The sequence below is a fragment of the Bradyrhizobium diazoefficiens genome (assembly GCF_016612535.1).
Taxonomy (GTDB): domain Bacteria; phylum Pseudomonadota; class Alphaproteobacteria; order Rhizobiales; family Xanthobacteraceae; genus Bradyrhizobium; species Bradyrhizobium diazoefficiens_C.
Window position 1 is genome coordinate 3310728 of sequence record NZ_JAENXS010000001.1, and the last position, 20013, is coordinate 3330740.

The 20013-nt window shown below is 58.7% G+C and carries 19 protein-coding genes; 12 read left to right on the forward strand and 7 right to left on the reverse strand.

All coding sequences use genetic code 11. From position 1 onward, the window contains the following. The first annotated feature begins 3 nt into the window (after window positions 1–3). The 8 genes from trbE (at window position 4) to JJE66_RS15720 (ending at window position 8404) form a co-directional block, all read left to right on the forward strand. Window positions 4–2445, forward strand: coding sequence for a conjugal transfer protein TrbE (gene trbE, locus JJE66_RS15685; RefSeq protein WP_200515092.1), 2442 nt, complete (start codon window positions 4–6; stop codon window positions 2443–2445). After that, on the forward strand, window positions 2442–3173 hold the full coding sequence (trbJ, locus tag JJE66_RS15690) for a P-type conjugative transfer protein TrbJ (protein ID WP_200515093.1): 732 nt from the start codon (window positions 2442–2444) through the stop codon (window positions 3171–3173). The genes trbE and trbJ overlap by 4 nt, the downstream gene beginning before the upstream one ends. Further along, window positions 3173–3556: a putative entry exclusion protein TrbK-alt gene (gene trbK-alt / locus JJE66_RS15695; protein ID WP_200515094.1), complete on the forward strand. Its 384-nt coding sequence runs from the start codon at window positions 3173–3175 to the stop codon at window positions 3554–3556. The genes trbJ and trbK-alt overlap by 1 nt, the downstream gene beginning before the upstream one ends. Next, window positions 3553–4782 carry a P-type conjugative transfer protein TrbL gene (gene trbL, locus JJE66_RS15700; protein WP_200515095.1) on the forward strand — a complete coding sequence of 410 codons (1230 nt, stop codon included), beginning with the start codon at window positions 3553–3555 and terminating at the stop codon, window positions 4780–4782. The genes trbK-alt and trbL overlap by 4 nt, the downstream gene beginning before the upstream one ends. Before the next feature lie 484 nt (window positions 4783–5266). Further along, a complete protein-coding gene (gene trbF, locus JJE66_RS15705) occupies window positions 5267–5950 on the forward strand; it encodes a conjugal transfer protein TrbF (RefSeq protein WP_200515096.1) in 684 nt (227 codons plus the stop codon). A gap of 86 nt (window positions 5951–6036) precedes the next feature. Further along, the gene (trbG, locus tag JJE66_RS15710) at window positions 6037–6942 is read left to right on the forward strand and encodes a P-type conjugative transfer protein TrbG (RefSeq protein WP_246756402.1); all 906 of its coding nucleotides are present in this window, start codon (window positions 6037–6039) and stop codon (window positions 6940–6942) included. Beyond that, a complete protein-coding gene (locus tag JJE66_RS15715) occupies window positions 6939–8153 on the forward strand; it encodes a TrbI/VirB10 family protein (protein ID WP_200515098.1) in 1215 nt (404 codons plus the stop codon). The genes trbG and JJE66_RS15715 overlap by 4 nt, the downstream gene beginning before the upstream one ends. 5 nt (window positions 8154–8158) lie before the next feature. Beyond that, the gene (locus JJE66_RS15720; RefSeq protein WP_200298289.1) at window positions 8159–8404 is read left to right on the forward strand and encodes a DUF2274 domain-containing protein; all 246 of its coding nucleotides are present in this window, start codon (window positions 8159–8161) and stop codon (window positions 8402–8404) included. Here the strand turns inward: JJE66_RS15720 and JJE66_RS15725 are convergent. The 3 genes from JJE66_RS15725 to JJE66_RS15735 all read right to left on the reverse strand — a co-directional run bounded on the left by JJE66_RS15725 (window position 8371) and on the right by JJE66_RS15735 (window position 11508). After that, window positions 8371–9360: a LysR family transcriptional regulator gene (locus JJE66_RS15725; protein WP_311979894.1), complete on the reverse strand. Its 990-nt coding sequence runs from the start codon at window positions 9358–9360 to the stop codon at window positions 8371–8373. The genes JJE66_RS15720 and JJE66_RS15725 overlap by 34 nt on opposite strands. Window positions 9361–9370: 10 nt before the next feature. Next, on the reverse strand, window positions 9371–10000 hold the full coding sequence (locus JJE66_RS15730) for an acyl-homoserine-lactone synthase (protein ID WP_200515099.1): 630 nt from the start codon (window positions 9998–10000) through the stop codon (window positions 9371–9373). A gap of 785 nt (window positions 10001–10785) precedes the next feature. After that, window positions 10786–11508 (reverse strand): LuxR family transcriptional regulator, encoded by a 723-nt coding sequence (locus JJE66_RS15735; RefSeq protein WP_200515100.1) that lies wholly within the window; start codon window positions 11506–11508, stop codon window positions 10786–10788. A gap of 453 nt (window positions 11509–11961) precedes the next feature. Here JJE66_RS15735 and ald point away from each other — a divergent pair, with 453 nt between their 5' ends. Continuing rightward, entirely contained in the window at window positions 11962–13074 is a 1113-nt protein-coding gene (gene ald, locus JJE66_RS15740; RefSeq protein WP_200515101.1) for an alanine dehydrogenase, read from the forward strand. A gap of 782 nt (window positions 13075–13856) precedes the next feature. On the opposite strand, the gene JJE66_RS15745 is transcribed toward ald, so the two are convergent. From JJE66_RS15745 to JJE66_RS15760, 4 genes are all read right to left on the reverse strand, one after another. Further along, window positions 13857–15296: a DUF4407 domain-containing protein gene (locus JJE66_RS15745; RefSeq protein ID WP_200515102.1), complete on the reverse strand. Its 1440-nt coding sequence runs from the start codon at window positions 15294–15296 to the stop codon at window positions 13857–13859. Between the two features lie 72 nt (window positions 15297–15368). Beyond that, complete coding sequence (locus tag JJE66_RS15750) at window positions 15369–16025, reverse strand: hypothetical protein (protein ID WP_200515103.1); 657 nt, start codon at window positions 16023–16025, stop codon at window positions 15369–15371. Window positions 16026–16101: 76 nt separating this feature from the next. Then, window positions 16102–16482, reverse strand: a complete 381-nt coding sequence (locus JJE66_RS15755; RefSeq protein ID WP_200515104.1) for a hypothetical protein — start codon at window positions 16480–16482, stop codon at window positions 16102–16104. A gap of 71 nt (window positions 16483–16553) precedes the next feature. Next, window positions 16554–17141, reverse strand: coding sequence for an NYN domain-containing protein (locus tag JJE66_RS15760; protein WP_200515105.1), 588 nt, complete (start codon window positions 17139–17141; stop codon window positions 16554–16556). Window positions 17142–17432: 291 nt separating this feature from the next. On the opposite strand from JJE66_RS15760, the gene JJE66_RS15765 reads away from it, so the two are divergent. Genes JJE66_RS15765 through JJE66_RS15775 form a run of 3 tightly spaced genes read left to right on the forward strand, consistent with a single transcriptional unit; the run spans window position 17433 to window position 20011 of the window. After that, the gene (locus tag JJE66_RS15765) at window positions 17433–18071 is read left to right on the forward strand and encodes a hypothetical protein (RefSeq protein ID WP_200515106.1); all 639 of its coding nucleotides are present in this window, start codon (window positions 17433–17435) and stop codon (window positions 18069–18071) included. Window positions 18072–18079: 8 nt separating this feature from the next. Beyond that, window positions 18080–18787: a hypothetical protein gene (locus JJE66_RS15770; protein WP_200515107.1), complete on the forward strand. Its 708-nt coding sequence runs from the start codon at window positions 18080–18082 to the stop codon at window positions 18785–18787. A 3-nt stretch (window positions 18788–18790) separates the two neighbouring features. Continuing rightward, the gene (locus JJE66_RS15775; protein WP_200515108.1) at window positions 18791–20011 is read left to right on the forward strand and encodes an ATP-binding cassette domain-containing protein; all 1221 of its coding nucleotides are present in this window, start codon (window positions 18791–18793) and stop codon (window positions 20009–20011) included. The last annotated feature ends 2 nt before the right edge of the window (window positions 20012–20013 follow it).

Here is a 20013-nt window from a genome sequence, read left to right on the forward strand (position 1 = left end):
CCCATGATGAATCTCGCGGAATACCGCCGATCGAGCACGCGGCTTGCCGATTTCCTGCCGTGGGCGGCTCTGGTCGACGCGGGCATCATCCTGAACAAGGACGGCTCGTTTCAGCGAACGGCCAGATTCCGCGGACCGGATCTGGACAGCGCGGTCCCGGCCGAACTCGTGGCCGTGGCCGGTCGTCTCAAAAACGCTCTGCGCCGCCTGGGATCCGGCTGGGCCGTCTTCGTGGAGGCGCAGCGCCATTCCGCAGGAGCGTATCCGCCGGACACATTTCCGGACGTTGCATCGGCGCTGGTTGATGCCGAGCGCCGCGCGCAGTTTGAAGAAGAGGGCGCCCATTACGACTCGAGCTATTACCTGACTTTCGTCTACCTGCCGCCGGCGGAGGATGCGGCGAGGGCGGAGCGGCTTCTTTATGAAGGCGGCACTCGCACGCCAAGTGCCGACGCGCGCGAAGTTCTCAGCGGTTTTGCCGACCGAACCGACCGCGTGCTGCAGCTTATCGAGGGCTTTATGCCCGAATGCGCCTGGCTCGGCGACGAGGCGACGCTGACCTACCTGCATTCGACGATCTCGATCAAACGGCATCGGGTTCGTGTGCCCGAGATTCCCATGTATCTCGACGCATTGCTCGCCGACCAGCCCTTGACCGGTGGTCTTGAGCCGATGTTGGGCGCGGCACATCTGCGCGTTCTGACCATCGTCGGGTTTCCGACAGCGACCACGCCCGGAATTCTCGATGACCTCAATCGTCTCGCTTTCCCGTACCGCTGGTCGACCCGGGCGATCATGCTCGACAAGACGGATGCGACAAAGCTCCTGACGAAAATCCGGCGCCAGTGGTTCGCCAAGCGGAAGTCGATTGCTGCGATCCTGAAGGAGGTGATGACCAACGAGGCCTCCTCGCTTCTCGATACCGACGCCCACAACAAGGCGATGGATGCGGACGCGGCGCTTCAGGAGCTCGGGTCGGACCAGATCGGCGAAGCGTTCGTGACGGCGAGCGTTACCGTTTGGGGACGAGATGCGCGCTCGGCCGACGACAGATTGCGGCTCGTCGAGAAGGTCATTCAGGGGCGCGACTTCACCTGCATGATCGAGACGGTGAATGCCGTCGAAGCATGGCTCGGCAGCCTGCCTGGACACGTCTACGCCAACATCCGGCAACCGCCCATTTCGACCCTCAACCTTGCGCACATGATTCCGCTGTCGGCCGTCTGGTCCGGCGAGGCGCGAGATCATCATTTCAAGGCTCCGCCCCTGCTTTTTGGCAAGACAGAAGGGTCAACTCCCTTCCGTTTCGCGCTTCATGTCGGGGACGTCGGACACACGCTTGTGGTTGGTCCGACCGGGGCCGGCAAGTCGGTCCTGCTGGCGCTGATGGCGCTCCAGTTCCGCCGGTATCCCCAGTCTCAGGTGTTCGCCTTCGATTTTGGAGGCTCAATCCGAGCGGCAGCCCTCGCGATGGGTGGCGATTGGCACGATCTCGGCGGCGCGCTGTCGCAAGATGCGTCCGAGCCGGTCGCGTTGCAGCCATTGGCCTGGATCGACGATACGGCGGAACGGGCCTGGGCCACGGACTGGGTCGCCTCGATCCTTGCCCGCGAGAAGATCGAAATCACGCCGGAGGCAAAGGATCATCTATGGTCGGCGCTGACCTCCCTTGCTTCAGCGCGCCTGCCGGAGCGGACCCTGACAGGGCTGTCCGTTCTGCTCCAGTCGACGACCCTGAAACGCGCTTTGCAACCCTATTGCCTCGGTGGACCCTATGGCCGGCTGCTCGATGCAGAATTCGAGCGAATTGGTGAGGCGTCGGTTCAGGCGTTCGAAACCGAAGGACTGATTGGAACGGGCGCGGCACCCGCGGTGCTGGCCTATCTGTTCCACCGCATTGGCAACCGCCTCGACGGCAGGCCGACGCTCATGATCGTCGACGAAGGCTGGCTTGCGCTTGATGATGCGGATTTTGCCGGCCAGCTGCGCGAATGGTTGAAGACGCTGCGCAAGAAGAACGCGTCTGTGGTGTTCGCCACACAGTCTTTGTCGGACATCGATGGATCTGACATCGCTCCTGCCATCATTGAGAGCTGCCCGACTCGATTGCTTCTGCCGAATGAGCGGGCGATCGAGCCTCAGATCACCGCGATCTACCGCCGCTTTGGGCTCAACGATCGCCAGATCGAGCTCTTGAGCCGCGCGACGCCGAAACGGGACTATTACTGCCAGTCCCGCCGCGGCAACCGCATGTTCGAGCTCGGGCTCGGTGAAGTCGCGCTCGCCTTTGCGGCTGCATCCTCCAAGACGGACCAGGCCGCGATCGATCGATTGGTCATAGAGCACGGGCGCGAGGCCTTTGTGCCTGCTTGGCTCCAGCACAGCGGAGCCGGTTGGGCCGTGGACCTTATTCCCAATCTTGGCAATCTGGAGAAATCGCAATGAGCCCTCGTCGTCTCGCTCTGGCGATCAGCATCGTTGCTGTCTCGCTTCTGACAACCGCGCCCAGCGGGGCGCAATGGATCGTCTTTGATCCCAACAACTACGTCCAGAATGTCCTGACCGCAGCACGAGAGCTGCAGCAGATCAACAATCAGATCACCTCGTTGCAGAACGAGGCGCAAATGTTGATCAACCAGGCGAAGAACCTCGCAAGCCTGCCATATACCTCGCTGCAGCAGCTCCAGAGCTCCATTCAGCGCACCCAGCAGCTTCTCAACCAGGCCCAGCGCATCGCCTATGACGTGCAGCAGATCGATCGGGCCTTTGCCACCAGCTACGGACCGGCAACCAGCGGCCAATCCGATTCAGCGTTGATCGCAGGTGCGCAATCGCGCTGGCAGAATTCGGTCGCGGCATTTCAGGACGCGCTCCGTGTGCAAGCCGGCGTTGTCGGAAATCTCGACACAAACCGCATTCAGACCTCGGCACTGGTGAGCTCAAGCCAGGGTGCAAGCGGGGCCCTGCAGGCCACGCAAGCCGGCAACCAGATCCTGGCACTACAGGCAGCGCAGCTCGCCGACTTGACCGCGACCGTGGCGGCGCAGGGCAGAGCTCAATCGCTCGAATCCGCCCGGCGCGCCGCGGCTCAGGACCAAGCGCGCGAGCAGCTTCGGCGCTTTCTGACGAGTGGTCAGGGCTATCAATCCTCCAACGTGCAGATGTTTCACTGATGAGCGATCAAAAGGCATTCCAGGCAGTGTCGCTCACTATCACGGTGATCGCCGGAGCGGCACTCATCGTCGCATGCACGATCCAGCTACGCGGACCGGACAAAATCATGGGTTCGAAGCCATCGAGCATAGCGGCCAGCCGTCCCATGGAATCCGATCTCACCCGCTGCCGTACCGTGACGTCAGAGCATTCTCCGGCGTATCAGGATTGCCAGAGGATCTGGGCGGAGAACCGGCGCCGGTTCTTCCGTCCAGGAATGAGCTCGATCAGTCCCGCTGCCAACGATCGAGCCGGCTCGCCGGTGCTGTCGGCGCCGAAAGATCAGAGCCGAATGCCTCAAGGCGATTCCTCCGTCGCGTCACCCGAGGGAGGTAATCAATGACGGGCACGGGAATTATCGATCAGTTCCTCGAGACCTTCACCCGCTACATCGACAATGGCTTTGGGCTTCTTGGCGACGAGGTGGGTTATCTTGCGACAACACTGGCTGCGATCGACATCACCCTGGCCGCCCTGTTCTGGAGCTGGGGCACGGATGAGGACATCGTCGCGCGGCTCGTCAAGAAAACCCTGTTCGTCGCTGTCTTCGCCTACCTGATCGGCAATTGGAATCATCTCGCCCGTATCGTCTTCGAAAGCTTCGCCGGTCTCGGATTGAAGGCCTCAGGGACAGGCCTTTCGGCAGGCGATTTTGTTCACCCCGGAAAAATCGCACAAGTCGGACTCGATGCCGGCCGGCCGATCCTGGATTCGATCTCGAACCTGATGGGCTACATCAGCTTTTTTGAGAACTTTGTCCAGATCGTCGTCCTGCTGTTCGCCTGGGCCGTCGTCCTGCTCGCCTTCTTCATTCTGGCGATCCAGCTCTTCGTCACGCTGATCGAGTTCAAGCTGACGACGCTGGCAGGGTTCGTGCTGCTTCCGTTCGGCCTGTTCGGCAAGACGGCGTTTGCGGCCGAACGCGTCCTTGGCAATGTCGTGTCGTCCGGCATCAAGGTGCTGGTGCTGGCCGTGATCGTCGGTATCGGCTCGACCTTGTTTTCCCAGTTCACCTCCGGCTTCAATGGCGGTCAGCCGACAATCGAAGATGCCATGACTCTGGTCTTGGCCGCATTGTCGCTTTTGGGTCTTGGAATCTTTGGACCCGGAATCGCGAACGGACTGGTATCCGGTGGTCCCCAACTCGGAGCGGGCAGCGCGGTCGGTACGGGACTTGCGGCCGGCGGGATGGCTGCAGCAGGAGCCGGTCTGGCTGCCGGCGCTGTCGGCCTCGCCGGCGGAGCGATCGCAGGTGCGGCGCGGGGCGGCAGCGCGATCGCAAGCGGCGCGGCGGCCGCCTACCGGAGCGGCGGCATCGGTGGTGTTGCCGAGGCTGCTGCTTCCGCTTCTGTCAGTCCGCTCCGCAGAGCCTCCGCATCGATCCATAGCGGCAGCCAGTCGAGCGGCACGACCTCTGCCAGCTCGGGGGAAGGTCCGCCGGATTGGGCGCGGCGCATGAAGCGCGCGCAGACAATCAGCCATGGAGTTTCGGCGGCAACTCATGCCGTTCGGTCGGGAGACCATGGTGGAAGTGGCAGCTCGATCGATCTGTCCGATGGAGGGCGCTAGATGTCAAAGTGCCCGTTTGCTGAGAAGCTGCGCGAATATGGCCACAGGACTGACCAGCCAAGTTCAAGCGCGCGCCCTGGGGGGCGCGCCTGGCATGGCCCGGCCTGGCAAGCTCTGGTGCTGGCTTCTCAAGCACTCTCGTTGAGCCTTACGCCCGCGCTTCTCTGGCAGGCTACGCATGACCAGTCCGCCGCAGTGAGAGCGCCACTGCACGAAACGCAACAAGTGTTCGAGATGCCGACCATGCAGGATCGGCGGGACGCCCTCGTTACGCTGCCGCTCGGGCATTTGCTGCCTGACCTCCGCGGTTTGTGCTCAAGCGTTCGTAGACGGCAATGCAGGGCCTGCCGTGTCTCGCGTTGCCTGTGCGTGTTCAGACAGCTCGTGCGTGTCGAGCAAGCGACGTGATTGCGCCCCTCCGCACTCGTCGCTTGGCCAATGAGCAAAATGTAAGTCTCAATTCCGTTTCTTGGGGAAATGACTGATGTTCAAGAGGTCTTCGGTTCACTACGGGCGAACGCCCGCGCCGGTGACGCCCTACCAGAAGGCGGCGCAAGCGTGGGACGAGCGCATCGGTTCGGCACGTGTGCAGGCCAAAAATTGGCGGCTGATGGCATTCAGCTGCCTGGCCCTCTCGTGTGGCCTCGCAGCAGGGCTGGCCTGGCAAGCCAGCCAAGGAACGATCACGCCGTGGGTCGTCGAAGTCGATCGTCTCGGCCAGGCGCAAAGAGTGGCTCCCGCGACAGCTGATTTCGAACCCAGCGATGCTCAGATTGCCTATCACTTGGCTCGCTTTATCGAGGACGTTCGCGGTCTGCCGGCAGATGGCATTGTCCTGCGCCAGAACTGGCTCAGGGCCTACGACTTCACCACCGACCGCGGGGCCGCTGCGCTCAACGAATACGCCAGGAGCAATGATCCCTTCGCAAGGCTCGGGAAGACGCAAGTCTCAGTCGAGGTCTCGAGCGTGATCCGCGCCTCAACGGAAAGCTTCCGTGTCGCCTGGGTCGAGCGCGGCTACGAGAACGGATCGCTTGGTTCAACCGAGCGCTGGACCGCCATTCTGACGATCGTCATTCAGCCGCCTCGCGATGCCGATCGGTTGCGCAAGAATCCGCTCGGCGTCTACGTCAATGCAATCAGCTGGTCGAAGGAGCTCGGGCAATGAAGCCGCCATCCTCTCAAGTGGCGACCGGCGTCTCTCCAGGGGCATCGGCCAGGGCGGCCGTTTCAGTGCTCGCGGTCCTCGCGTGCATGCTTGGCGGCTGCTCGACCTATATTCCGCCCCAAATCACCTATGACTCCGACGTGCCGCCAGTGCCGCCGGGACCAGCCGATGTCGATGATCGGAGCCGGCCACTTCACGTCCCGCCCGCCTGGAAGCCGGCGCTCGGCGGCAAATCGGGGACAAAGGAGGAAACCGAGCCGGTCGACAGGGTCGAAGCGGCCAACAGCGCAGCTCGCGTCCAGCCACGCAAAAGCGGGTATTTCAACGCCGCGCAGATCTACAGCTTCAGTCCCGGTGCCCTGTACCAGATCTACGCAGCGCCGGGTCAAATCACGGACATCGCGCTGGAAGAGGGCGAACAGCTGGTCGGGTCCGGCCCGATCGCGGCCGGTGACACGGTGCGTTGGGTCGTCGGTGACACCGAGAACGGAAGCGGGGACACCCGCCGCGTCCATGTCCTGGTCAAGCCGACGCGCGCGTCGATCGAAACGAACCTCGTCATCAACACGGATCGGCGCACCTATCTGATTGAGCTTCGTTCGCGCGAAAAGCCCTACATGCCGCTCGTTGCGTGGTACTACCCGCAAGATCGGCAGGGCAAAAGACAATCAGCACCTTTGACGCCTGCTTTGCCCGACATCGCGCAGCGCCGCTTCCGTTACCGTATCGAAGGTGACAACGCGCCCTGGCGTCCCATTGCGGCCTATGATGATGGTCGCAAGGTCTACATCGAATTTCCGCAAGGCATCGTACAGGGCGAAATGCCGCCCCTGTTTGCCCTCGGCCCTGACGGCAAGACCGAGATCGTCAATTATCGGGCCTATGGCAATCTGCTGATTGTCGATCGGCTGTTCGCAGCCGCCGAACTTCGCCTCGGCGGAGAGCACCAGCAGAAGGTCAGAATTGTTCGGACCGACGGGAGCTCGACATGACCGACCGTCAGGAAGAAGAACAACCGGCCGGCACGCAGCGGACGTCTCCGGACCAGGCAGAGCTGTTTCGGCTCCGGCCGGAATACCCGCGCGTGACCCGCCTTTCGCGCAAGGTCCTGTTGACCGGAAGCTCCCTCGCAGTATTCCTTGTGGCTGGGGCGACCTTCTGGGCGCTGCAGAAAAATCAGGCCCGCGGTCCGAGGCCAGAAGAGCTCTACAGCACTGATCATCACAACGTTGCGGAAAGTATCACCGCGCTTCCGCAGGATTATACGAAGGTGCCACGCCAGGTGCCGCAGCTGGGCCCGCCGCTTCCAGGCGATCTTGGCCGCCCGATCCTCGCTGCTCAGGGGCAGCCAGCTGGTGCCGCTGGAGCTTCGCCCGATCAGGAGCGGCAGCGAGAGAACCAGGAGGCAGAGGCTGCGCGCATCAGCCGCTTGTTTGCCACCCTCAATGCGCGAGAGGCCCCAAATCCGATAGGCACCGGGCAAGCAGTTGATCGCGCGAACGTGGCTGCGCCGGCATTCAATAGCGAGGAGGGATCTGCGCAGAATGCGCAGGACCGGAAGCTTGCATTCGTGAATGCTGCCGTGGACAAGCGGACCACGAGTCCGGATCGGATTACGAAAGCTGCTTCACCTTATGTGGTGCAGGCAGGAACCGTCATTCCCGGAGCTTTGATCACGGGGATCCGCTCCGATCTGCCGGGACAAATCACGGCTCAAGTCACCGAGCACGTGTACGACACGCCGACGGGCCGCTTTCTGCTGATCCCGCAGGGCGCGCGTCTCATCGGTATCTATGACAGCCAGATCAGCTTCGGCCAGTCACGTGTGTTGCTGGTCTGGACCCGGCTGATCATGCCGAACGGGCGCTCCATCGTCCTCGAGCGGCAACCCGGCGCGGACCCATCAGGGTATGCAGGGCTTGAAGACGAGGTCGACAACCACTGGGGTGAACTCTTCAAGGCAGCCGCACTTTCAACCTTCCTGGCCGTCGGCACAGAATTGGGAGCTGGCTCCGATACCAACAGCAACGATAGTGCGATCATTCAGGCGTTGCGGCATGGCGCGGCGGACTCGCTCAACCAAACCGGACAGCAAGTGGTTCGGCGCAGTCTCAACATCCAGCCCACACTCACTGTCCGACCCGGGTTTCCGATCCGCGTCAATATCAACCGTGATCTCGTTCTGGAGCCATATAAAGGGTGATGCACATGCCAAAACTCAAAATCGCAGCGATCCCAGATGAAAAACCCGTCAAGATCAGTGTCGATCTGCCGGCGTCCGTGCATCGAGATCTTGTTGCCTATGCCGAGACCCTCTCGCGTGAATCGAACCAGTCAGTGGATCCCACCAAGCTGATTGCGCCGATGCTGGCACGGTTCATGGGCACCGATCGCGGTTTCAGAAAGCTTAGGCGTTCAAGTCACCCCTCTGCCGTTGAAGGCGGCGAGGGATAGCGTTCGGCCAGGAGATCCAGGAAGCGCATAAGCGCCGGGTTCTCATTGTCCTTTCGCCAGTACGCGTTGAAGCCCATACGGCTTGGTCCAGAGCCGTCCTGGATTTCCCGATAGACCACGCCGGTGAAGTTGGCTCCGACGTCAGCTTCGAGCACCAGACTTATTCCAAGCCCCAAGCTGACGAGGCTCTTGATGATGCCTCGACTGACATCATGCCGCTCGATCTTTGGTCGCCTCTCATTGGCAACCAGCTTTGAAACCAGCAGCTCCTTTATATCGCTTCCCGGATCACGTTGGCTTAGAAGAACCGTCTCGTTGAGAAGATCGGTCCAGTAGATAACGTTGCGGGTGAGCAGCGGATGATCTTTTGGAAGCACAACGAGAATGCGTTCGCTCCAAACCGGTAGACTCTTCTGACCGGCCAGCGTACGTCCTCCAGGCACAACGGCGACATCGGTCGTGCCAATGCGAACAGAATCCATCAGGCGCGTGCGCGACTGTTCGGCTGTGGTGAGCGCGACCATGGGAGCTCGCTTCCTGAATTCCGCGAGAGTGGCGCGCAGATTGCCTGCAGATATTGAGGTGCAGAAACCTACGGAAAGGTGGCCCGCCTCGCCGCGGCCGCTCGAGCGGCCCGTTGCGACCAGCGTGTCGAGCTGCTCAAGGATCATTCGCGACATTTGCAGGATCGTTCGCCCGGCCCGCGTTGGCACAACCCCGCCAGTCGAACGGTCAAAGAGAGCCACTCCGACCAGGTGCTCAAATTGACTGATCGAGCGACTGAGCACCGAATGCTGCACGGACAGGAATTCGGCCGCCTGTCGAAAGCTTCCGCAATCGGCCGCAGCAACCGCGGATCGCAAGTGATGTAGACTGATATTGGTCGATTGGGCAGGGTGAGACATGTCTGTTGAGATCGCGATCGCTAATGGTTGGGAAGTTGAGCGGGCTGACATACGGTACCCTCTACGCAGCTTTCAGCGCCGGCTCCCAGAGCACAGGTGAGCGGAGTGTTCCGGTGTCGCGGACCCGGGATAGTGCGGCCGCTGAAATTTCGAGATAGCCGGCAACGGCTTGGGTGTTTCCCAATGTCCTTGCTTGGCCGACCCGCCGCAGAGGCCACCCGGCGCGACGCAAGATGCGCTCCATCCGGGCGTCGGTCACCGTGATGATTTCGGTGAGCTGCCTCGAAAGGCCGAATTCGATCATGCCAGCGAAGAGCTCGTAGGTCGCGCTGGTCAGCCCGCGCATTGTTCCCCGCGCTTCAGCGTCAACATCCAGCGCGAAACGGCTGCTTTCCCAGACCGAATGATTCGCGTTAAAGGGCTGTCCATCGAGCAGCACAGGGAAGGTATCGCGCAACATCGTCGGTCCGGTAGATGGAAGCAGCCGTACGCAGCCCTGAACGCTATAGTTGCTCGATCGCTGAATCAGGTAGACAGGACCGAGTGCATCGAATTCATCGACTTCCATGTCCCCGCTGGTCTGAACGTCCCATGCGAGTCGTTCCTTGAAAACCCTGTATCTAAGTCGGTGCATCTCACAAAGCTCTTCAGCAAAGGCTCCATAGAATTGCTGTGTAATAATCTGCATCATCGATTGTGCCTCCAAAGCCGCAGGGCGGGTATTGAAGGGGAATTGCTGGGGATGTGCAGCCTCCTCAGTTAAGGAGGGTGTGATATCGAGAGCCGACGCACGCATCCGGCAACGACCCGGATTGGCAGGACCGAGCCGCGCAAGCATATTTGGTCGGTCTTCGCCCGTAGCGTCGCCGAAAATCCTCAGACCACTATCGACGCGTTTTTGCTGTCGGCCTATATGGAGTGGCTAGAACTCGGAAACGAGACCTAGAGTTTGAGGGTACATTCTATCGAGGATGACACGCACTATGTCAGAAATCTCATGGCGACAGGACGGGGTCGATCCTGGCTGGTTCATCGCTGAGGGCATCGGATCAGTCCGAAGCACGGCCAGCTACGGACGACCAGGAGGCTGGTGGTTCCTCCCTGCCTGGTTGCCTGACACTGAAGAAAACGACATCGGACCATTCAGGACAAAAGCTGCAGCATTAAAAGAAGCCGAACGTCTGGCTGCCGCCCAAGATCAAATCGCCGGGAATTAATCGCGGTTTGGCAACTCGGGGCTGATGCCGGAACATCGTTTACCCTCGTTTGCTCATCTGGTCGGCGCGCTGATGGCTCAAGCCGCATGGGCGACGCTCTGAGGGCGCCAATTCCAAGGCAGAAGTGCCTAGTGGGCTTGGCGGGATGACCCCGCAGGCGGGGCAGTATGTCCCGCGAGGCAGGCCCGGGGATCGACGTTGTTGGGCTTTGCGGACGCGATGAGGGTGTGCATGGTCGCGGCGCGCCGGCCGCCCTCACCTAGGTCTTTCCGCCAGCGGCAACAAAACGCGCGACTGCCTGGATAGTCGACCGAACGCCCAGCTTGGCCTTGGCGTTGTCCAGGTGAAATGCGACCGTATGGTGAGAGATGCCCACTATGCGGCCAATCTCCCAGGAAGACTTGCCCTGAGCGGCCCAATTCAGACATTGGATTTCCCGCGGAGAAAGCGCGACACCATCAATCTGATCGCGGGCACGCAGCTTACGTTGTGCATGCGCGTGGAAAGTCGTTGCTATCAAGGGAAGTATACGCGCGTGCCGGCGTACGGAACGTCCGAAGGACGCACCTCGTTCGCTGGCAGCAAATGTGACCGCGGCAATAGCGACGCCGCTCTCGTGAATCGGAACGGTGAAGCCGCAGCGAATGCCAAATCGGGCGGCCTCCTCGAAAAGCTGATGCGCAGGCTCCGAATCTGCTTCTGGTCCGAGACCAAGGCCCCACTCAAAGGCCTTGTCCCGGCGAACAGATTGAATAATCACAGGATCGAACCGATGGTACTGCTGCTCGACGTAATGCGAAGTCCAAGTTGACGGATAGGTCGAAATCAGAAGCGGCGGCGCGCCTGGTCTGGACGGCAAAACGAGGTAGGCGAAACAACACAGATCGAGCGCGGCAGCAGTTTCGGCCATCCCCAACCTAAGGTCATCGACGTCGGTACTTTCAATGAGTTGATCGACAAAGGCTTGGAAAACGTAACGCATTATCCTTCTCGCTGCAGACACCCGTATGACTTTTGCCTCGATCAGAAATTTCACATATCGGGTTCATTCGCATTGTCACTTCGTGGCGCACGGAGAACGCCTGTGGTGTGTTTCAGGATAATGCGCGAACCAAGATGAAACCTAATTGCTTGCCTCCAATGATGAGGTCAAGTCGGTTGAGGTCAAGTCATGCTTGATATGCTGTGATGTTGTGATCAGCGTCCCATGGTTGCGCGAGCGTGGCGGCAAATAGTGTCCGCTCGACACGAGAGTTCGGTTAGCAATCCGCCGCTTGCGGCTGCTCATCGACATTGCGGTATCGGTCTCGCTCGCTTCTTTGAAATCCTGCGTGGTTGCCCAGAAAATCGGGGGATTTCCGCGCGACTTGGCTCCACTTTCGTAAGTTTGCACCGCGATTCCCACTAGAAGAGGCCGCTCAAGAGGAGATTGCTAATGAAGGTCGGTGTTCCCAAGGAGATCAAGACGCACGAATACCGGGTGGGCCTGACCCCTGGGGCCGTCCGCGAATATGTGGCCGCAGGCCATAGCGTTCTGATCGAGACCGCGGCCGGTGCTGGCATCGGCGCAACAGACGACCAATACCGGAAGGCTGGCGCGACGATTCTGGACTCCGCTCGCGAGGTCTTTGCGTCGAGCGAGATGATCGTAAAGGTCAAGGAGCCCCAGCCTTCGGAATGGACCCAGCTGCGAGAGAACCAGATTCTGTTCACGTATCTGCATTTGGCGCCGGACCCGGAGCAGGCTAAGGGCCTCATGAAGTCCGGGTGTACCGCCATTGCGTATGAGACGGTGACGGGGGCGGCTGGCGGGCTTCCGCTGCTTGCGCCGATGAGCGAGGTTGCGGGCAGGCTTGCGATTGAAGCTGCAGGCGTGGCGCTCAGGCGGTACACCGGCGGGCGGGGGCTGTTGATCGGCGGCGTGCCCGGCGTCCAGCCGGCTCGTATCGTTGTGATCGGAGGCGGGGTTGTTGGTGCGCATGCGGCGCGGATGGCGGCGGGATTGGGCGCCGAGGTCACGATCCTCGATCGTTCGATTCCCCGGCTTCGCGAACTGGACGAACTATTCGAGGGGCGCGTTCGCACCAGGTTCTCGACCATAGACGCCGTCGAGGACGAAGTATTTGCCGCGGATGTTGTCATTGGTGCCGTGCTCGTTCCCGGCGCCAGCGCGCCGAAGCTGGTCAGTCGCGGCATGCTGAGCTCGATGCGCAAGGGCTCCGTCATCGTGGACGTCGCCATCGATCAGGGCGGTTGCTTCGAGACATCGCGTCCGACGACGCATGCGGATCCAACCTACGAGGTGGACGGTGTCATTCACTACTGCGTCGCCAATATGCCCGGAGCTGTCCCGCTCACCTCAAGCCAAGCATTGAACAACGCAACGCTTCCCTTCGGTTTGGCTCTCGCCAACAAGGGATTTGCAGCCGTGCTCGAGAATCCGCATCTGCGCGCCGGCCTCAATGTCTATCGGGGCCGGCTAACTTACAAGGCCGTGGCCGAGAGTCTCGGCCTACCCTTCTCACCGATCGAACAGGCCGCGGCCTGATCCCCAGAGGCTCCTTAGGGGGCGTTTTCCTCCCTCACTTGGGCCACTCCTTCGGAGTGGCCCTTTTTTGGGGGGATGGCACAGCTCTACACAAGACAGTGTGACGTGCCCTCAAGGCAAAGGTCACACGTTCGAATCGTGTCGGGTGCGCCCATAAGTTCAAATACTTAGCGCGTTCTTAGAAGCAGCGATATCTCGACAAGCTAGCAGATAGCTAGCACACAGCTCAGCTCGACTTTTTCGGCAAAAGCGCATAGCGGTCGGCGGCTACGTCACAGGTTGCGTCTTGAGGCTTGGGCAATAGACGAAGCAGCTTACGATCTTGCGCATAGGCGCGCGCACCGCCGACACGCCGCAAGCCGCCGCACTTTGGAGAAGAAGCTTGCTGTGAAGATGGCGCTCGTCGCTACGCACCTAGCGGCAGTCAACAGACGGACGCTGACACGGAGTTACATTTCTTCCATCGGAACAGTCGATCGTTGAAAAAGTACGCATTGTATCGTGCTCCGTCCTGGCTAGCCCACGTCATTCGATAATATCTAATGGCGATCGTTCGCGACTCTACGATCCCCTCCGGTTCACCGAGCATGCTAATAACGGCTTTTCGCGACAATCCGAACTTTAAAAAATGAAAATCCAGTTCAATATCCTGCGCTTGTGGTGATGCCGTACCCGAGAGCAACAAGACGACGATTAAACAAGCGGACTTTGTCCAAAGACCTACAATGTGTCTCATTTTCTGTTCCTTTCGTGATTCGGTGATTGTGTCCGCCTAACGAAATTCAAGCGGCTCTGTCTTGGTCATCCGGATAAAGTTGATTCATGGCGACCTCCTTCGTTCGACGTGCGGCTCGCTTCTCTGCAAGGGCTTGACGCATTTCTTCGATGTCAATTTCGCGATTGATACTGGCGGACTCCGCATCAAACCGAGAGACGTCGTTTGCACGAAGCAACTCTTGGGCTGCATTTTCGAAGTCCACTGCGGTGCGTACAGCGTAAAGAGTTGGTGTTGAGAAAAACACCTTGCCAAGTACCGCGCTCACTTCAACGGCCATGATCACGAGAGTGGTCCAGAACGTTACCCTTGCGACCGCCGGCCGTTCTTTCAAAACTTCAAGTGCCTCGACACGCGCCAGAAATCCATGAGCTTTCGCCGCATAGCCCGGTCTCTGTTGTGCAATGGCGATTAGTTTTACCTCCCGATCGCGAATTGCCTGGTCACGCCTTTTGTCGAGTTCGTCCCGTCGAGATCGAACAGACGCCATTGCCTCATCGAGCGTCTTCAAGCCGCCGACGACGAGCTCATTTGCCTTTTCACTTCGGCGATCGCGCTTTTCACGCATCTCTGCAATCGTAGACTGTAGGCGCGTCATTTCCCCCCGAAGCCGCTCCGATTCGACGGAGGCCAGTTGCGCCTTTTCGGTTGCATTCCTGTAGAGATTGCCCTCGCCGCGCTTGCCCGAGTTTTCCGTCGACTCCTTGACTCCGTTTCGTTCGTTGATCGCATCCCCCTGACGCCGCACCATCTCTGCGTCCGCGGCACGCTTTGCGGCAGACAGTTGGTTTAGGCGCTCTGTCAGGACCTCAACTTCTTGGTTTGGCTCGGTTTCGAGGAGAAATTTGCGTCGTAATGCGACTTCTTGTTCGCGGAGTTCGGAGAGTTCATGAGTTTGGCGCGATATTTCGGTCGCCATCGATTCGACGCCGGCGTCATATTCCGCTTCAATCTCTTGGAACAGCTTGGAGTTAGCCGTTCGATAGTCTGCATCGATCTGGCGTTCAATATCGGCGCCAAACAAACGCAGCTCGAAAAAAGTGGCGAACGCGAACGCGATGGTGACAGAGAGTAGCAATCGTAGAGATACGGTAGCGGGGCGTTTGACCTTCGTCCAAAGCAGGTTCTTGGCGTTCCCGTAGCCGCGGTCGCGCGCTAACTCTAGCCCGTGGTGGTAGAAGTCCGATTGGACGATCTGAATGTCGACCAGCAGCACCACGCAGGCGGTGACAAAGGCCATTGCTAGTACGACGATATCTGAGCTTGAGGAGTCTCCGAAGCCGATGAGAAGCGAGGTTCCGAAGATCACGAAGAGAAATACTGACGAAAGCAAAAGCTGCAAACCGATCCTCACGGCGAATTGTCCGTCACCGAGCTGACATTTGCGTAGACGTTCATGGTCGACGCCGGCAAGATTGCAAAGCAAGCGGAAGGTACGGTCAAACATGTTTATTCTCCTTAGTGTTGCATTTGTATGGATGGATCAGAACAAATAGGCTTCAAGAGCGCACCACACGACCTAACCCGACGAGTGGCCGGGTACCGCCCTCTCGCGAAAGAGAGCCAGTGTCCTCTCGATCTGTTGCGCATGGTTACGGAGGATGATCTCGACCTTGGCGTTTAAATTGTTGCCGAAGATTCGAGCCCACGTTTCGATATTCTCTCGTTCGACTATGTAGCTTTGTTCGTCCAGCCTACCGGTTGACTTCCAATGCTCAAGTCGATCAAGCCTCGACTTCTTCTGTTCGTGACCTGCGAGGCCCTGATCTAGGGCAAGGTCGATCAATTGGCGCTCAAATTCGGTCGATCGCTCTGCGATTTCCTTCTCCATGCGGGATCCTTCGCGCATCGATTCGGCGAATAAGCGCTTCTTGTCCGCATCGAGCTCAAGGCTAATTTGGAAGATGATTTTCTCTTTCTGAACGGCCAGCATTTGAACAATCAATTCGCCGGCTATTCGTCGCGTTTCGTCTCGAGACGCTCGATCGACGGCCAGTCGGTCGAAGAAACCGAGGTTGTTTCGCATCTTGCCGACCTGTTGATTGCTCGTACCAAACGTCACGGCGACTTCCTCTTTCCGGACCGGCAGCCCAGGTGACGAGAAAAAGCTGTGACCGCCCGCGCTGGAGTTACCTTGCGCAACACTCCAAAAGGTCATCGCTGATTTGTCGGACATGGAGATCTCCGCGTAGATCGAAGGGTTTCGACGCCGGTGTTGACGCCGTGGTGGCAGCAAGATTTGCTGCAAATACCTATTGTTGGATGAGGACGGGCAGATCGTAGGATCCGAGCTGAATCGCGCTCTTTAATTGTCCGACGACCGCTATCTCTGCGCCGACTGGTGGAGCATTGTTGCTGCTGCTTACAACCATAATGGCTGATCCAACGGGATCTTGAATTCGGAAAATGCTGTATCCGAGCAGACCAACCCGCCCCTGCGACGTAACGGTTCCTGACACCTTGATTGTGCTGTTGGCGTAAGCATCTTTGTTCGCCAATAGCGTTGCGATTGGCACCGTAGGCGCCATTACGCCACGTATGGCTGTGGGCTTAATTCGATTGCTCGCGAAAAAAGCGGCCGTCGCCAAGGGGGCAATAATAATCAGGATCGTGGAAAGCGCTCGCCTAAACATGTCTGTTCTCCTTTACGATCAGAAGTCGGGACGGATTTGACGGGTCGATTACGGACTCTCAGCTTGCTGGATTAAGCAGCTTGGCTGAGGCTCAGCTCTCGAATGACACCGAAGGGGCCAATGCGACCAGGCAAGTCAGACGGCGGCAGCATAAGATAGTCGATCCAGACGACGCGATCGGCAGCTTGGGTTAACTTCTTCGAAGCGCCTTGCCGAAGTCCCCAGACCTCAACTGCGATGCCGCACGCTTGGATCGCCCGCATCACGTTGAGATAGTCGCCATCATGGGTCACGAGGATGACCCTCTCAAATCCCGCGAACGCGTACTCAATAGCTTCAAGCATCGCGACCCGATCTACATTTTCACGAACAGCGATAGGCTTGAGCCCTATAGCGCGGATCATGTGCACCGCGCGCGCCGGGAAGTCGCGATTTCGGCAGAAGGATCCATCGCAAACCCGCCGCTCGCGCAGCGCCGCGGCAAGGGCAAAATAGTTGAACGATCGCTGGGGCCGCGCACGTCCCGTCTTCTTGTCAATTCCTCGGTGAAGCAAACTATCCGTATCTATTACAATGGCCGTGCGGCAGTGTGTGTCATTCAGCGCGCTGAGTTCCGCCTTGTATGCCGGGGCAGTATTGATCTGCAGGGACGTTTGCATTTGGGCTCCTCCTTGCATTCGCGGCTGATTCCGCGAGGAGCCTTCGCAATTAAACTGTTGTCTGCCGTTTACATTAATTTCTTCAGCGTCCCGAAATTGCTTCCCAATTTTGCAAATCGTCGGAGTTGGCCGATCGTGATGAGTGGACTGGCGGCTCAATTCTCCGCGCCGGGACATCGCTCGGAATCGGTACACAGAAACTGTGGGCCGAATCCTGCGCTCGAAATGACCGTGTTTTCAGGTAGTTGGGAGCGGTATTATGCGCCTAGACGCCATCCTTTGGAGACTAAAATGTCCGAGCCCGCCTCAACTTCGGCCATCCCTCTTGCCCGCGAAAGCGAGACCTTTCTCTATGCGATCGCGGGGCTTTGCGTCGCAATCGACGTCGGTCTTGGTGCAATTGTGAATTTGGTCAAGTTGCCCGTCTATCTTGACGCAGTTGGAACGATCGCTTTTGCTTTGCTCGCAGGTCGCATGGGCTTCAGAGGCTTCCTACTTTCCGCCTTCGTAGGAGCGGCGGCATTCGTATTGACGGGGCTCGTCTTCAATCCCGTGGTGTTTTGGTTCATTCCCACTCAAGTCGCGATTGCCGCCTATTCGTTTTATGTTGCGCGTCCCTTGATTGGCGGTTTCGTCTCGGAGGTGAGATTTGGCCTAAAGCAAATTCTACTGATGGTCGCCGTCGGCGTTGGGTTAGGGATAGTCGCGGGGGCCGTCAGTGCTCCCATCATTGCTTATGTGTTTGGCGGTATCACCGGAGCCGGAGCGTCATTAATTGTCGCAGCGCTGTTGAAGACCGGGGCGAATTTGTTTCAGTCAGTGCTTGCTTCGGGTTTCGCTTCCGAACCCATCGACAAGACCATCCAGCTATTCGTGGCCGGCGCACTGGTAAGAGCTACGCCGTCACGCGTGCGGCGCTTGTTTATTTGAGACGCAATGTGCAAGCACATCCGTTCGGTAGGCTCTTTCTCGCAATTGCCGCACTCTGCGCGTCCCTTAACTCGGGGCGCGTAGCGCTCGCGGCGACTGCGGCTTGCGCGATCCTGGGCTTTTTTCTGTTAAGACAACAACGATTGCTCGTTCGTTACATCGTTCTGGTCTCACCATTTGTCTTTACTTCTGCCGTGCTTTGGACCCTGGTACTTTTCGATTTTGGCAGGCCGGATCCTTCGGCAACCTTGACGGCGATTTTCGATTCTAATTCCAGATTTTTTCTTTTAGTTCGAATGCTGGTGACGACGTCGGCGATAGTGCTAGCATTTGGCACGGTTCCAGACGGTGAATTCGATACGGTCCTGCGCAAACTAGGGTTGCCCCAGGGTCTCGCCATCATATTCGCTTCGGGATTATCGTTGGCTACAACCGTGCGAGAGTCGTTCGAACGCAGCGTCGTTGCACTTCGAGCTCAAGGGCTGCTCGGTCCGTCTTTGGGTTCGAAGGTCAGCTCGTTGGGAAAGTTGATAGGTCTGACGTGGGTTTCGACCCTAAGCACATCTCTCGGACGAGCCGAGTCGAAGTGGAACGGAAATGCATTCCTCGGCGCCATGCGGGCGCACGGGATTGATGTGCTGAGTATATCCAGAGCGGATACAATTATCGCAGCCATAATTGCCGGAGCTCTCATTATTGTCTCGGTGGGTCTGTGACCTATGACCGTCGTTTTATATGAAGGTCCCAATTTTTCAGGCCGGTCCGACGCGTTACGAAATTTCGCCTGGAACGCAGGTACGACCTCAGGCAGCGGGCAGTATTTGAATTCATTGCTCGACAACAATTTGTCGGGACTAGCTCGATCTGTGCGGGGGGAGCTTCGTCTTCATCGCGCGCAAAAGCTTGGACGAATCGAATCGAGCACCGCAATACAGGAGTTGATTGGATACCTGTCGCCGGACCAAACTATCATGTCCCTGTCGGGCGGCGAGACGGTCCGCCTCTTGATTGCGTGCGCTATCGCATTGCAGCCAGAGCGCATCGCAATCGACGGTCTCTTGGAGCAGTTGGATCGTCGGTCGCGGCCAGCAATCGGCGATGTACTATCGTCTTCCAAGCTAGGCATAGAGTTTCATGTCTCCGATAACGACCCTCAGGCTATAACGACGTTATTCGATAGGCATATCAAATTTGAACGGGGCGCAAACTCAGTCGACTTAAACTCTCGACTATTGGCTCTGTCCGAAAGGGTCTCGCAGCAAAGGGTGTCTGCTCCCTCCCTAGGGCTTGAGGGTTTGTGCTTCAGCTATCCGAGCTCTAATCGCCCAGTGTTTGATCGGGCAGACTACTCGTTCCAGCCCGGTAGGCCATACATCCTCAAAGCACCAAACGGTGCAGGGAAATCCACGCTGGCACGTCTGCTTTGCGGTGTCCTCGCACCACAAAGTGGTCGACTGGATGTCGCCGGCCAATCTTTCTCGCCCCATAGAAGCCGAGACAACTTGATATTCTATGCCTTTCAAAATCCGTTGGATCAAATCTTTGGTACAACAACCCGCGCCTATTTGGACGCTCTGTCGAATGTTGCGGCTCAAAGGAAGACGTTTCTAGCCGGCAAAATCGGACTCACAACGGACGATGTATTAGCGGGATTGGGCATAACCCCATTCGCCGAAGCTGAACCCTTTGAATTGCCTTTCGTGGTTGCCAAGCGGCTGTCTCTGGCTGGAGCTTTGTTGGCACGATCGCCTTGGATTTTCCTGGATGAACCGGCGCTGAGCTCGGACGCTGACGGGCGCGCGGGCTTGAGGCATTTGGTTCAAGCGCTCTGCGAGGCTGGTTTCGGGACAATCATTGTATCGCACGGCGAAGAATTTGATGGACTGCCTCACTCCACACCAGTGACAATACAGGGTGGCAAGATTAGGGAGGGAGTCTGAAC